Raw genomic sequence first — 14,349 nt, 5'->3', positions numbered from 1 at the left:
AAAAAAGAAAATATAAGGAAGCTAATAAAATATATAAAGAGATTGTATGATAAAAAAGAATTTGCAGAGCAAACAAATGCGCGAATACTCAAGTATTTCGCGCAAAATATAGAAATTAATAAAAGCTTAATTGATTTAAATAAGGATAGCTAATCATGAAAAAAAATAAGTAAATTTTTTCAGGACATCGAACACATAACAATAATTTTATAGGGAGTGGTTTGGGCTGGGATACTTTTTGTAGTAGCGCCATAGACAACAATTAGGTTTCGGTTTGCAGGGTTTCGGGTAAAGGCTTGCCCGTTTTCCAATACTATCTGAGTATAAGGGGCAATGTTTAATTTTAAATAATTATCGCTACTCACCAATTGACTGTTAAAATAGTCTACTTTCACATTTTGATATGGTGTATTTATTGCCATAACAATTGCTTGAAATTGTGGAGGAAAAATCATAGGGACAGGTGCATTTGCATCATAAAATCCAGTTATATTATCTCCTAATCTAACCATTACATGGTCTACGAAATAAGTCACCGGTGTCACCACGAAATTTACTACAGTTCCAAATTCATCCTCTACAGACATTAATTTATAACATCCTGCACCTTCTCCACTTTCATTTATCCAAAAATCATTAATCATGGTAATGAAACCACTAAAAGATTTAAACTGTATCATTTTCCACCTCCATTCCTATTTAAACTCCTAATCTATAGTATTTTAAAAGCATTGGAAACTACGAATATCCCTTAAATCCATTCCAAAATATCTCCAAGTATTTCTATTAAAGCGAAAGCCTGCTACAGATCTAGGGCCCACGAATACAAGCCATGCCCAAAATCCGTTGCCTCTTCTTGGCCATATATATACAAAGCTATATATGCAAGGTCTAATTGCCCCTGAGTCTATAGACAGAGGAGTAGCGCCAAATTGTTGTGATTTAGGTTCAGTTGGTGTAAAGTTTGGAGGTCCAGAAGGTGGCATGCCCTGAGGACCTATTTGCCTGTATTGATACGCCAGTGGAAGATATTCAGTATCTGGTTCATACATATATCTTTGATTATAAGATTTAATAGAATCTTCATCAATATACATTAAATTAACTCCTAAAAGTATTTACAATTACAGTATATGATGCACTATAGTTTTTTGTTATTTAAATTTAGTACTTATTTATTAATAATATGGTTAATATTGTAGCTTCGCAGAAGATGATTTAATTTAACAAAAGTTAAAAATTCGTATCCAATATATTAAAGAACATAGGCACCTTATATATAATATGCATATTATATATAAGGTGCCTTGGGAAAAATAACTAGGAATATACCTAAATACATAATTGTATGAGGTGTTTTATGGATTTATTAATATTTGAAAAACGTAGATTGCTTAGATATAACTTATTATTTCAATTATATAGGGACTTCTTTACTTACGGATATGAAGTGTGCAGTAATATTGATTATGAGATTCCTAATGACTGTAGAATTGAAATAATTGCAGCTCTTTATTTCATATACTATAGAAGATGGATTTTTTTTAACATAGAAAGAGACAAAACAGTTTCTGCTTATGTTTTAGGTCGAGGTATGGAGGAAGTGGAAAATTATCTTATTGAAACTGGTAAATTTGCAGTTTCAAATATATTTGAAGATTTGCTAATACCTGTTATAAACAAAGAAGAAAAGAGTGGAGGTACAGTTAATGCGGATTATAATGGAGCCTTTATATGATAAAAGGGCTAACTTTGTTGGGTGGTTATTAGAGTATAGTAATGTATTTGATAAAGATTTAAAATGGGTAGCATATGTATATAACAATTATGTTTGGGCAACGAAATCTAGAATATGGATTGGTGGGCTCAGGGGTACTAACCTTTTAGATAGAGAGGGTAGGATTGTAGCTTGGAGTACTAGCGGACCTGTAGTGGGCGGTATAGGGTTCACAAAGGCGCCACTTGATATTGGGCCTCAAATTATGCCGGTTGCACCAATTATTCCTGGAATTCCATTGAATCCTGGGTATGCGCCTGAGCCTGCAGGTGAATGGTCTAAACTAACTTTCACTCAGTGGCTTAATCAAAGATAGGTGTTTAATGACATTTCAGAAGGAAAGTGGCCTATTTCTATAAGTGGGAGTTACACGGCTGTAATATGCAGCTCCGCAGGAGATGATTTAATTTATGCTACAGATAGAAAGAGATTTAATTAGAATTCAAATTTTATTTGAGTTATATGAATATTTATTTTGTATTTGCAATTACAAAGATATTACAAGGCAAGAATATAAAATAGTAGGTGCAAACAAGTGTGAGATAATTGCAGCTCTCTATTATTTAAGTGACAGGGGGTTTATTACTATAAGGAGTACAAATAAAGATGATGTTCTTATTATCTTTATTAGAGCAAGGGGGATTGATGAGATTGAACTTAAGATAAAAAAAGCTACCACAGTTGCTCTAACTTGCAACCTAAGTAAGCTACTTACTCCAAATTTTGATGATGTGCCTAATAACTGCTAAAAATAAGCAAGGGATTATACTGTATTTGTTGTTCTATAATTGAATTTCAAAATCTTATTATAGTATTATCTGCGTATGCTATAATATAGGTATTACTATATATAACAAGTCCACACTAGAAGACGATGGCTTTGAGCAGGTTGTGCAGGGAATTGTAATCTTTCTTATATAGAAGAATAGGTATGAAAAAAGCTTATGTACACTCTTAAAATCAAAATATATAATATGAAATTTAGAGATGATTTAATATAGTACCTTTATTAATGATTGGAGGAAGTATTTTGCAAAACGCTTTGTTACATCTAGATGAGATTATTAATGTAGATAACTTTCAAAAAATTCAGGATGAAATATCAGAGGTAACAGGTATAGCTATGGTAACTGTGGATTATACAGGAAAACCGATTACCCAGCATAGTAAGTGTAGCGAATTTTGTGAATTCATAAAATCGAATTCAGACTTAAGTAAGCTATGTGAAAAATGTGACTCTAGAGGAGGCCTTGAGGCTGCTAGATTACAACAACCATACATATATACATGTCATGTAGGGGTTTTAGATTTTGCTATTCCTATTATAGTAGATGGACAATACTTTGGTGCGGTAATGGCAGGACAAGTTATTGTTAATGAGGAAGAAAAGGAAAATTTGGAGCAAATAGTTAATAATAAATATTTTGAGGCGAATTTAGAAGAAGAAGCCAAAATGAAACGCTTATATGAAAAGTTACCTATAATGACCATAGGTCGAGTGAAATCGGTTGCTAGCATGATTTTTCATATTAGCAACTACATCGTGGAGGAAGCTTTATTAAAAATAATTTCAAATAAAATCAATGAAAAGGTTTTAACTGTTGGTTCATTTAAGAAGACAAATTTAAAATTGGGAAAAGTGGAACAGGATTTAAAGGAAGTTAATGGCTTAAGTGTTAGCAAATCAGATATTAGTGAAGATACAAGTAATAAAATATTAGATGGTAAAAATAATGTTTTAAAACCAGCATTGGAATATATACAAAAGAGATATAGTGAGTCAATTACACTTGTTGATATGGCATCGCTATGTAACATTAGTCCTAGTTATTTTAGCAAGCTTTTTAAAAAAGACGTTGGCGATAATTTCTCTAAATATATAAATAAGGTGAGAATTAAAAAGGCTAAGGAGTTCCTTGAAACATCGGATATTCCAATAATAAATTTATCCATTGATTTGGGTTTCGAGGATTGTGGTTATTTTATAAAGGTATTTAAAAAAATCGAAGGGATAACACCCGCCGTATATAGAAATAAATATAATCTAGGAAAACAGTACTAAGTTAAATTAGTGCTGTTTTTTTCTATTTCAAGAGTAAGTACAAAAAAGTACTATGAAATTTTACATAAAGTAAGCGACTACATTCCATATGAATGCAATTTAATCCAATGAAATTTTAAGCAGTGGGGTTTATAATTTAGACAAGTTAGAAAATTAAATCAGATTAATAAGGAGCGGATTAATAATGAAAAAAATGTTAATATCACCTTCAAAATATATTCAAGGTCAAGGAGAATTATGTAATTTGGGGGATTATGTAACCGCTTACGGCAAAAAAGTATTATTTGTGGCTCATAAAGATGATCAAGCAAGAGTCCAAAAGCAATTAGATAAAACATTAGAAAAAGGAGATTTTGAGCTTGTATATGGTGAGTTCAAAGGCGAATGCACAATAAATGAAATTGAAAGACTAAGAAAATTAGCAGTTGAAAATGAATGCGATGTTTTTGTAGGACTAGGTGGCGGAAAAGCTATTGATACAGCAAAGTCAGTTGCACATTATCAACATAAAGCTGTAATTGTTATACCTACAATTGCAGCAACAGATGCACCTTGCAGTTCTTCATCAGTGATTTATACGGAAAATGGTGAATTTCAAGAGTATATGTATTTAAATAGCCCAAATGTTATCCTAGTTGATACAGAAATAATAGCAAAAGCACCCACAAGATTTTTGGTTTCGGGAATGGGAGATGCACTTTCTACTTATTTTGAAGCTAGGTCATGTTTAAGGTCTTTTGCAACGGTAAATTCTGGTGGAAAAAGTACAAAGGCAGCTTTTGCAATGGCAAAGCTATGTTATGAGACTTTACTTGAAGATTCTGTTAAGGCTAAAGCGGCTTGCGATGCGAATGTAGTAACTAAGGCTCTTGAAAACATAATAGAAACTAATATACTTTTAAGTGGACTTGGCTTTGAAAGTGGCGGTTTGGCTGCAGCTCATGCCATACACGATGGATTAACTGTACTAGAAGAAACTCATAAATATTATCATGGTGAGAAAGTAGCCTTCGGAACAATAGTTCATTTAGTACTAGAAAATGCACCAAAGCAGGAAATAGATACTGTACTTGCTTATTGTAAGTCTATGGGACTGCCAACTTGTTTAAAAGATCTTGGAGTTAATGAAATAAATGAAGCTAGGTTAATGGAAGTTGCAAAACTTTCTTGTGCAGATGGAGAGTCAATGTATAATATGCCTTTTAAGGTAACTGCCCAGGATGTATATGCAGCAATACTTACAGCTAACATACTTGGAGGAGAATAATGAAAAAGATAATAAATAATGTTGACGATATGGTTTTAGAAATGTGTAAAGGAATGGTAAAAGCACATCCAGATAAATTAGTACTTAGTAAAAAATATAAAATAATAAAAAGAAAAAACTTAAATCAGAACAAGGTAAGTCTTATTAGTGGTGGCGGAAGTGGTCATGAGCCTGCACATGCAGGATTTGTTGGCACTGGAATGTTGGATGCAGCAGTATGTGGCGATGTTTTTGCATCACCATCTACCATACAAGTTTATAACTCAATAATAGAAACTCAGTCCAAAAAAGGAACACTTTTAATTATAAAGAACTATTCAGGAGATTGTATGAATTTCGACGGGGCAGCAGAAATGGCCTTAGAAGATGACGATATAAAAGTTGAAAAAGTTTATGTGAATGATGATGTGGCTGTTAAAGATAGTCTTTATACAGTGGGCAGAAGAGGGGTGGCAGGTACAGTACTAATCCATAAAATTGCAGGAGCCGCGGCAGAACAAGGAATGAATCTCTTAGAGGTTAAGGATGCAGCCCTAGAAGCTATTGCAAATGTTAGGACAATTGGATTTGCATTTACTTCTTGCACAGTACCAGCAAAGGGAACTCCAACTTTTGTATTAGGTGAAGACGAAATGGAATTTGGTGTAGGAATTCATGGAGAACCTGGAATAGCAAGGGAAAAAATAGTATCATCAGATGAATTAGCAGACAAAATGCTTACACGAATTATTGAAGATCTAAAATGTGAGTCTGGGGATGAAATCGCGTTATTAGTAAATGGGTTCGGTGCTACGCCACTGCAAGAATTATATATTCTAAATGGTTCTGCAAATAAAATTTTAGAAGATAAAAATATTAAAGTTTATAGGACATTAATTGGAAACTATATGACGGCAATAGATATGGCTGGTGCATCAATTTCTGTACTTAAGTTAAATGATAAGCTTAAAGGCCTTCTAGATTTCCCAACTGATACTCCAGCTTTAAAGTTTTAACGACATTTCAGAAGATGATTTAATAAAAAATATTAGATAATCTAATGTACCTAATTGTGTACTAGAGAAAAATTGGAGGAATAGCAAATGAATAAGTTGATAACAAAGGACATTGTTAATATAGTAAATAATATGTGTGACATAATAATAAGAAATGAAGTATATTTTTGTGATTTAGATTCTCCAGCAGGAGACGGTGACTTTGGAATGTCATTATCCAAAGGTTTTAAACAACTAAGAAGTGAATGGGAAGATATTTCAAATGAAGATATTGGAAAGTTCTTAAAAGGCTGCGGAATGATAATTACAGAGCATTGTGGCGGTGCGTCAGGTCCAATTTGGGGATCAGCATTTAGAAGCGCAGGTAAATATGCCAACGGAAAATTAGAATTAAGTTTAAAAGAATTTGCAGAAATACTTCAAAGTGCAGCTGATGGAATACAAAAAATAGGTGGAGCTAAACTGGGGGATAAAACATTACTTGATGCTTTGATTCCTGCAATAGAATCACTTAAGGTCAGTGCTAATGGTGATGAAGAAATATTAGAGGCCATGAAGAAAAGTGCAAAAGAGGCTGTAATAGGTGCCGAGAATACAAAGAAAATAGTGGCATCTAAAGGAAGAGCAACTTATGTTGGTGAGAGAAGTTTAGATCATCCTGATGCTGGAGCAACAGCTATTGGAATTATATTTACGGAAGTTGTAGAAAATTTAATTAAAAGCTAATTCTAATAGAAAATTAACACAGTTGTATTAGTAAATAAAGAAATATATATAATAACATAAGCTTATTTCATAGAGTAATCTATGGGTAGGCTTTTTTTGAATTTTCAAAAAACAATACAATAAAATGTAATATTTTTTTTAGAAACTTAGTTTTTAATATTAAATTCGACAGATTATTCAAAAAAAACACTGATATCTATAAACCTAAGGTATAATAATATTATAAGATTATAAAAATAGGTGTATAAAATAATCTAATAAGACATTTAAAAAAATGGACTAGCGTATTGACTTGTTATTTTTTTTTGGAGAATTCTAAAGGGAAAAGAATAAGTATCTAAAGGTACGCATTAAAAAGAGGAGGAAATTTATGATAATAACAAGAAATTTATTAGGAATTATAATTTTACTGGGCATTTTATATTTAGTATCAAATAATAAGGGCCTTATTAATAAGAAACTAATTATTAAGGCATTTGTTATACAATTTGTAGTGGCATTCTTATTAGTTAAAGTTCCATTGGGAAGAATAGTTATACAAAATGTATCAGATGGGGTTAGTAATGTCTTAAACTATGGTAGCCAGGGTTTGAAATTTGTATTTGGATCATTAGCAGATGCTGCGGCACCAACGGGAATGGTATTTGGTATACAAGTATTAGGTAACATAATATTTGTATCAGCATTGGTTGGAGCTTTATTTTATCTAGGAGTTATAGGCTTTGTTGTTAAAATAATAGGTGGAGCAATACAAAAAGTTATTGGGACAAGCAAAGTAGAAAGTTTTGTTGCAGTAGCAAACATGTTTTTAGGGCAAACAGATTCACCATTACTTGTAAGCAAGTATTTACCTAAAATGACTGAAAGTGAAATAATGCTAGTGCTTATATCAGGTATGGGGAGTATGTCTGTTAGTGTAATAATGGGATATGTTGGTCTTGGAATACCTATGGAATATCTTTTAATTGGTAGTACATTAGTGCCACTTGGAAGTATAATTATCTCTAAAATATTAGTTCCAGAGGTAGAAGGAGTTAATGAAATAGATAATTTAAAAATAGATAATAAGGGTAATAATAAAAACTTAATATCAGCTATTTCAGAAGGAGCATCTGCAGGACTTAATATGGCTCTTGGAATTGGGGCAGTGCTTATAGCAATAGTAGCACTAGTTGCAATGGTTAATGGGTTTCTTGGAATCTTTGGAGCATCACTGGAAGGGATACTTGGATATGCATTTGCACCAATAGGTTATTTAATGGGTGTACCGAGTGGAGAAATATTACTTGCAGGACAATTACTTGGAAGTAAGATGGCGTTAAATGAGTTTGTAGCATTTGGACAACTTGGTAAAGTAATGAGCACATTAGATTATAGAACAGGACTTATGCTTGCAGTTTCATTAACAGGTTTTGCAAATATATCAAGTATGGGAATATGTGTATCAGGAATATCAGTATTCTGTCCAGATAAGAGAGGTGAACTATCAAAACTTGCTTTTAGAGGAATGATAGGTGGTTTCTGTGTAAGTATATTAAGTGCATTAATTGTAGGTTTAATTATTGCAATTTAGAATATCATAAAAAGTACCAAAATTAAATAGCTTTGTTAAGTACACCTTTTTATTTTTAATCAGTTAAAGATTTGATTTTTTTAACAAGTCACAGTTACATTGTATTTGAGAGTGTAATTCTACAGTCTCATAGTGCCTATTAAGGCACTATTTTTTTTGCCACTTGCCACGAAGGTTAAAGGGTATTATTATTTATATATAAGCATAAAAAGGATAGGTGAAAACAGGTGATAGAAAAATTAAATAATTTAAAATCCAATTTAACTTTTAAATATTTTGAAGAAATATCTAAAATACCAAGAGAATCAGGTAATGAAAAGGCTATTAGTGATTATTTTGTTTCATTTGCTAGGGAAAGAAATTTGGAAGTAATACAAGACGAGGCATTGAATGTTATTATTAAAAAACCTGCAACTAAAGGTTATGAGAATATTCCAGGAGTAATTATCCAAGGACATATGGATATGGTATGTGAAAAAAATAAAGATACTAATCACGATTTTAAGACAGATCCAATAGAACTTAGAATTTGTGGGGATATGTTATATGCAAATAATACAACACTAGGCGGCGATGATGGTATAGCAGTAGCATATGCCCTTGCAATACTTGATTCTGATAATATACAACATCCTAGACTTGAAGTTCTTTTAACTACAGAGGAAGAAACTACTATGAGTGGGGCTTTGAAAATAGATCCTCGCAATTTAAATGGCAAAATATTAATTAATTTAGATTCAGATGAAGAAGGTAAGCTACTCGTAAGCAGTGCAGGTGGTGCAAATACAAAGCATATACTTCCAATAGAATGGGAAGAAGTTCATGATAGCTACTTAGCATATTCTATAAACATTGGAGGGTTAAAAGGAGGCCATTCAGGTATAGACATTAATAAAGGCAGGGGTAATGCAAATAAAATCATAGGCAGGATTTTATACGATTTATCAAAAGACTTTGATATTTATTTAAAAGAGATTAATGGGGGTATGAAATCAAGCGCTATTCCACGTGAATCAGAGGTGGTAATTTTTGTTAAGTGTAAGGAGATAGATTTTTTAACAAAAGAAATTTATAAATGGAGTACAATAATCAAAAATGAATTTAAAACCTCAGACCCAGAAGTTTGTGTTGAAATAAATAAGAGTGACTGCAAAACAAATAAAGTTTTATCTAAGGATACAATGGAAAAAGCAATTATTTCTTTATTACTTATTCCAAATGGGATAATCACAATGAGCATGGATATAAAAGAACTGGTTGAAAGTTCTAGCAGTTTAGGTGTTATAAGAACCTTGGAAAACGAAATAGTTTTCGAAAGTGATGTTAGAAGTTCAATAAAAAGTTTAAAATACTGCATAATAAATCAAATGGAAGCAGTTGCAAGTTTACTTAACTGCAAGTTTATTGATGATTTGCATTACCCAGAGTGGCAATATAATTCAAACTCTGAGGTGCTGCAATTATTTAAAAAAGTTTACAGGGAAAAATATCAATTAGATCCCCAGGTTATAGCTATACATGCAGGTATTGAATGTGGTGCTTTTATGGAAAAAATGACATATCTTGATATTATTTCTTATGGTCCAAATGTTTATGATATTCATACTCCATATGAGCATTTAAGCATATCATCTGTTGAAAGAACATGGGATTTTATAATCAGTGTTTTAAAAGAAATGATAAATTTAACAAACTAAATTTATAGAATGGGAAATAAAAAGAATACGCCATAGAAATTAAAAGTATCTATATTTATTATAGTACATTATATATTGTTATTTATTCTTATTAAATTAGGACAACTAGTAATAGATGGCCTAATTTTTGGTTTTAACGACATTGTAGCATGGCAGATGATGATTTAATTACTTAAGATGTTGTTGCTTTTATCATAAAAGTATATTATAAAAGAAATAGGTTTATAATCTAAAACCTATTATAGTGACCTACCTTTAAAAAACCTCTTAATAGGTACTAATACTAAAAGTACTGATGTTATGAGCCCCTCAACTCCTGCACTTGAACCGTTATATATACAGGAATATAATAAAACATTCATACCTTTTGGTGCATATTGACCGAAAAACAATGCTCCAGATAAAATATTAAAACACAACGCAATACCTGTTGCAAATAATCCACCACATATTATTTTATATTTTTTATCATGCCCAAAGGTATCTGCCAAACCAAGTGCCATGGATGATAGTATAAAATCTAGTACAAATTGAACAGGATGTATTATAACGGCACCATTTAAAATCTTACATAGACCAAATATCATCCCTCCTGTAAGTCCTGCCGTTCTTCCACAAAGAATAGAGAGTATCATGATTGGTAGCATAGACATTAATGTTATACCGCCACCTTGAGGATACTTTACAAGTGGCACCATATATAGAACATATGACAGTGCACTCATCATACCTGTTATAACCATTGTTTTTGTTGTAAATTTATGTTTCCGTAAATCCATTATATAAAGTATAAATATTATTATTGATACTAGTCCAGTTAAAATAATCATTGTAATTCTCCTTTTTCATAGTGCATTAATTATATGCATTATCCCAAAAATTCAACTCATACATGCATGATTTCATAAAAATAGCTAATAGTTTTTTCTTTTCTTCTTCATTTATATCCTTGCACAAATCATTTATATAATCTATCCAGTCATTAGTGAATTTTGTAAAGCCATCAGAAGCATATTCTTCAATCCATGGCTTGAAAAAATTTTCCTCTAGATTATATCCATAAGTTTTTTTGATATATTTACCTATGTAGCTATAACTCCAAGTACAAGGCATAGTAACCAGGGCAATTTCCTTTAAATCTCCAGTAAGTGCTACACCTTGCATATAGCTTGTATAACTCGTAGTTGTTAAATCATATTCACATTTTTCTGTTTCTTTTGCAGTTAATCCAAAGCCTTCTAAATATTTTATATGAACCGCTGCCTCATCCTCCATAGTTCCTCTTATTGAATTATAATAGAATTTCATCTCTTCCATAGTTTTTGACTTAACGAGCCCTATGCAAAATACTTTTGAGTATTCTTTTAAATATAGATAATCCTGTATAAGGTAGTTTTTAAACTTCTCCCTGTCTAAGGTACCTTCTCCTATCTCCTTTACAAATGGATGTTCTAAATATGAATTCCAAAATTCCTTTACTTGTTCAAATATGTAATCTGTAAATTTCATAATGTTCTCCCTTCAATATTTTTTGTAAGTAAAGATGCCTAAACAAAAAAATGCATATATTCCATAATGGAATATATGCACGTAGTTTATATTTATAAATATTATTTATCATTATGATTTGTATAATGTTTATAAATAAGCTTTCCTACGCTGGTATTATCCAGATCAGGTTAAAGGGTTAATAGTAAAAACTATTTCTCAGCACAAGTGCACCCCTAGCAAATATTCTGATTTCTTTTATTATAACCCGATGAAAAAGCTTGTCAACACTAGCAAAATAAATTGTGCCACTTTTTTACTTGCTAAGAACCAGTATTTTACAATTAATTATCCCTTTACAAACAAAATTTATAATAAGTGTTTTAAGTAGGTAAGTCCGAACATAAAATGAAATGTAGATTAAAAAGGACGCGTACTTATTATAAATTTTGTTTTGATTTAAAGGGGTGAAATATTATGGAAAATGAAGTAGAAAAGCAAATAATAAGATTAATTAAACAGCACAAGAAAATTGTTATAGGTATTATAATTTCTATTTTTACTTTACTTGTTATATATTTTGGAATGGCAATATATTTCATGAATCATTTTTATTTTGGTTCTACAATAAATTGCATTAATGTTTCAGGTAAAAATGTGGAGGCAGTAAATAAGCAAATGGCATCTAAACTTCAGACTTATGCGTTAAATCTAAAAGAACGAGGCGGTAAAAATGAACAAATTAGAGCCAATGAAATTGGTTTAAAATATAATTCGGATGGGCAATTTAAAGAATTAAAAGATAGACAGAATCCTTATAAATGGATTTTAGCATTTTTTAATACAGATGCATCTAAAATGATAGAAGGAATTAAATATGATAAGCAACTATTAAAAAAACGAGTGGACACTCTCTCTTGTTTTGTTAATAGTAATTTAATTGAGCCTAAAAATCCTAGCTTTAAGTATATAGATAAGAGCTATGTGATTGTAAGTGAAGTCCATGGAAATAAGGTTAATAAAGACATTTTATATGATCATATATTAGATGCAATACTTAAGGAACAAACTATAATAGATTTGGAGTTTATTAATTGCTACGTTAAACCACAATATACTTCCAGTTCCCCCAAAATTATAGATACAAAAAATATGCTTAACAAATACGTATTTTCAAAAATTACCTATACTTTTGGAAACCATAAAGAACTTTTAGATGGTTCTACAATAAATAAGTGGCTTACAGTTGATGAGAATCTTGAGGTCATATTTGATGAAAAAGAAGTGAAAAATTATATAGATCGACTTTCTAAAAATTACAATACAGTTGGTAAGAATAGAGATTTTGTTTCATCATCAGGAAAGACAATAAATATTGGAGGGGGCGATTATGGCTGGTCAATTAATAGAGTAAAAGAGGCGCAAGCTTTAATTACAGCCATAAAAGAAGGGCAAACCATAGCAAAAGATCCGGTATATATTCAAACTGCCCTTTCCTATGGTGTAAATGATATTGGGAATACCTATGTAGAAATAGACCTGACAAAACAGCATCTATGGTTTTATAAAAACGGTGATTTAATAGCAGAGGGAGATGTTGTTACAGGTAATGCAAGTTCTAATCATATAACGCCAAGAGGAATTTATAAGTTAAAATATAAACAAAGTGATGCAGTCCTTAGAGGTCCAGGGTACGTTTCTCCTGTTAACTTTTGGATGCCCTTTAATGGAGGCATAGGAATTCATGATGCAAGCTGGCGAGATGCGTTTGGAGGAAAGATATATAAGACAGATGGGTCTCATGGGTGCATAAATTCACCATACTATTTAGCAAAAGTAATATTTGATAATATTGAGGCAGGTATTCCAGTTGTTTGTTATTAGCAAATATGGTTCACAAAACATATTATTTTGTGGATTATTAGTCGAGAGCAGTTTTTTTCTTGCTAACTTTTATACAATAAAAAGGAACTGATTATATTAACCAGTTCCTTTAAGGGGTAATGTTAAATATATATTTAATTAAAGGGGGACTTTAATTAAAAATTAATTACTTTCTATGTACTTATAATAACAATTATATATGTCAGTATAGTGACAAAATTAATAATTAATTGTAAATTAAAAATGATTTAAAAAAAATACATTTCATAAGATAAACTGGAAGTTTATGATTGCTGATAATGTTTTAGATATATGTATTTTGAGTAAAATAGATATTATCACCCAAAGGACTGTTTTTGGGGTATAATAGATTAATAAAATAACAAATCATACCTTGCAAATATTCATTTGCAAGGTATCAGTTAGTTTTTTAATGTAAAAGATGTAAAAAATAAAAAAAAGAAGGTAAAAAATATGAAAAATGATATGAATAAAAGCATGGAACTAATGAAAAAAATTATTGAAGAAAAAAAATTAAAGTCTTCACAGCAAAAAAATACTAAGAGAGCAAAGATTTACGGATCACAAAGCCCAGCATCAGGTGGTCAAGGCCTATATGGCAAATAATCTATATGTATAGAATAAAAATTATCATAATTAACAAGGGAAATTACTGCAAAAGCCTGACATTATAAAATTCCATAAAAAAAGTATCAAGACTGTTAATATTCTTGATACTTTTTTGACCTTATTAGAGCCTATAAATAATTTTGTGTAACTAGAATAAAAAGTACTCTTTCTTGGCAATAATTGAGATAAGCTAATTATCAAATATTGTAAGGAGGAGTATTTTTATGTCAGATATTTCTAAAGAGATTTT

Annotated in this window: 13 protein-coding genes, 1 pseudogene and 1 riboswitch; of the genes and pseudogenes, 10 read left to right on the top strand and 4 right to left on the bottom strand. The window is 30.9% G+C overall.

From position 1 onward, the window contains the following. Positions 1 to 179: 179 nt before the first annotated feature. Both Ctaglu_RS21275 and Ctaglu_RS21270 read right to left on the bottom strand, forming a co-directional pair. Positions 180 to 680, bottom strand: a complete 501-nt coding sequence (locus Ctaglu_RS21275; protein ID WP_125005529.1) for a hypothetical protein — start codon at positions 678 to 680, stop codon at positions 180 to 182. Between the two features lie 42 nt (positions 681 to 722). Then, complete coding sequence (locus tag Ctaglu_RS21270; protein WP_125005527.1) at positions 723 to 1,097, bottom strand: hypothetical protein; 375 nt, start codon at positions 1,095 to 1,097, stop codon at positions 723 to 725. A 263-nt stretch (positions 1,098 to 1,360) separates the two neighbouring features. Here Ctaglu_RS21270 and Ctaglu_RS21265 point away from each other — a divergent pair, with 263 nt between their 5' ends. From Ctaglu_RS21265 to Ctaglu_RS21225, 8 genes and pseudogenes are all read left to right on the top strand, one after another. Next, positions 1,361 to 1,738 (top strand): hypothetical protein, encoded by a 378-nt coding sequence (locus tag Ctaglu_RS21265; protein ID WP_125005525.1) that lies wholly within the window; start codon positions 1,361 to 1,363, stop codon positions 1,736 to 1,738. After that, complete coding sequence (locus Ctaglu_RS21260; protein ID WP_125005523.1) at positions 1,710 to 2,093, top strand: 4-fold beta flower protein; 384 nt, start codon at positions 1,710 to 1,712, stop codon at positions 2,091 to 2,093. The genes Ctaglu_RS21265 and Ctaglu_RS21260 overlap by 29 nt, the downstream gene beginning before the upstream one ends. Before the next feature lie 94 nt (positions 2,094 to 2,187). Then, positions 2,188 to 2,526 carry a hypothetical protein gene (locus Ctaglu_RS21255; RefSeq protein WP_125005521.1) on the top strand — a complete coding sequence of 113 codons (339 nt, stop codon included), beginning with the start codon at positions 2,188 to 2,190 and terminating at the stop codon, positions 2,524 to 2,526. Between the two features lie 281 nt (positions 2,527 to 2,807). Next, entirely contained in the window at positions 2,808 to 3,839 is a 1,032-nt protein-coding gene (locus Ctaglu_RS21250; protein WP_125005519.1) for a PocR ligand-binding domain-containing protein, read from the top strand. Positions 3,840 to 4,023: 184 nt separating this feature from the next. Then, the gene (locus Ctaglu_RS21245; RefSeq protein WP_125005517.1) at positions 4,024 to 5,106 is read left to right on the top strand and encodes a glycerol dehydrogenase; all 1,083 of its coding nucleotides are present in this window, start codon (positions 4,024 to 4,026) and stop codon (positions 5,104 to 5,106) included. After that, positions 5,106 to 6,827 (top strand): annotated as a pseudogene (gene dhaK / locus Ctaglu_RS26420) (dihydroxyacetone kinase subunit DhaK). The gene Ctaglu_RS21245 and the pseudogene dhaK overlap by 1 nt, the downstream one beginning before the upstream one ends. 370 nt (positions 6,828 to 7,197) lie before the next feature. Next, a complete protein-coding gene (locus tag Ctaglu_RS21230) occupies positions 7,198 to 8,400 on the top strand; it encodes a NupC/NupG family nucleoside CNT transporter (RefSeq protein ID WP_125005511.1) in 1,203 nt (400 codons plus the stop codon). Positions 8,401 to 8,630: 230 nt separating this feature from the next. Continuing rightward, the gene (locus Ctaglu_RS21225; protein WP_207669513.1) at positions 8,631 to 10,097 is read left to right on the top strand and encodes an aminoacyl-histidine dipeptidase; all 1,467 of its coding nucleotides are present in this window, start codon (positions 8,631 to 8,633) and stop codon (positions 10,095 to 10,097) included. A 239-nt stretch (positions 10,098 to 10,336) separates the two neighbouring features. Here the strand turns inward: Ctaglu_RS21225 and thiT are convergent, their stop codons facing one another. Both thiT and tenA read right to left on the bottom strand, forming a co-directional pair. Next, on the bottom strand, positions 10,337 to 10,927 hold the full coding sequence (gene thiT, locus Ctaglu_RS21220; protein WP_125005507.1) for an energy-coupled thiamine transporter ThiT: 591 nt from the start codon (positions 10,925 to 10,927) through the stop codon (positions 10,337 to 10,339). Between the two features lie 25 nt (positions 10,928 to 10,952). After that, positions 10,953 to 11,606 carry a thiaminase II gene (gene tenA, locus Ctaglu_RS21215; RefSeq protein ID WP_125005505.1) on the bottom strand — a complete coding sequence of 218 codons (654 nt, stop codon included), beginning with the start codon at positions 11,604 to 11,606 and terminating at the stop codon, positions 10,953 to 10,955. 125 nt (positions 11,607 to 11,731) lie between these two features. After that, a riboswitch (TPP riboswitch) is annotated at positions 11,732 to 11,833 on the bottom strand. A gap of 229 nt (positions 11,834 to 12,062) precedes the next feature. Between tenA and Ctaglu_RS21210 the strand changes: the two genes are divergently transcribed. Both Ctaglu_RS21210 and Ctaglu_RS25535 read left to right on the top strand, forming a co-directional pair. Next, positions 12,063 to 13,469 carry a L,D-transpeptidase family protein gene (locus Ctaglu_RS21210; protein WP_125005503.1) on the top strand — a complete coding sequence of 469 codons (1,407 nt, stop codon included), beginning with the start codon at positions 12,063 to 12,065 and terminating at the stop codon, positions 13,467 to 13,469. A 474-nt stretch (positions 13,470 to 13,943) separates the two neighbouring features. Beyond that, positions 13,944 to 14,096: a hypothetical protein gene (locus Ctaglu_RS25535; protein ID WP_164944736.1), complete on the top strand. Its 153-nt coding sequence runs from the start codon at positions 13,944 to 13,946 to the stop codon at positions 14,094 to 14,096. The last annotated feature ends 253 nt before the right edge of the window (positions 14,097 to 14,349 follow it).

The sequence above is a fragment of the Clostridium tagluense genome (assembly GCF_003865095.1).
In the GTDB taxonomy this organism is placed as follows: Bacteria; Bacillota; Clostridia; order Clostridiales; family Clostridiaceae; genus Clostridium_AD; species Clostridium_AD tagluense.
The sequence above is the reverse complement of the archived record's forward strand: the minus strand, read 5'-3'. Positions and strand labels throughout refer to the sequence as shown.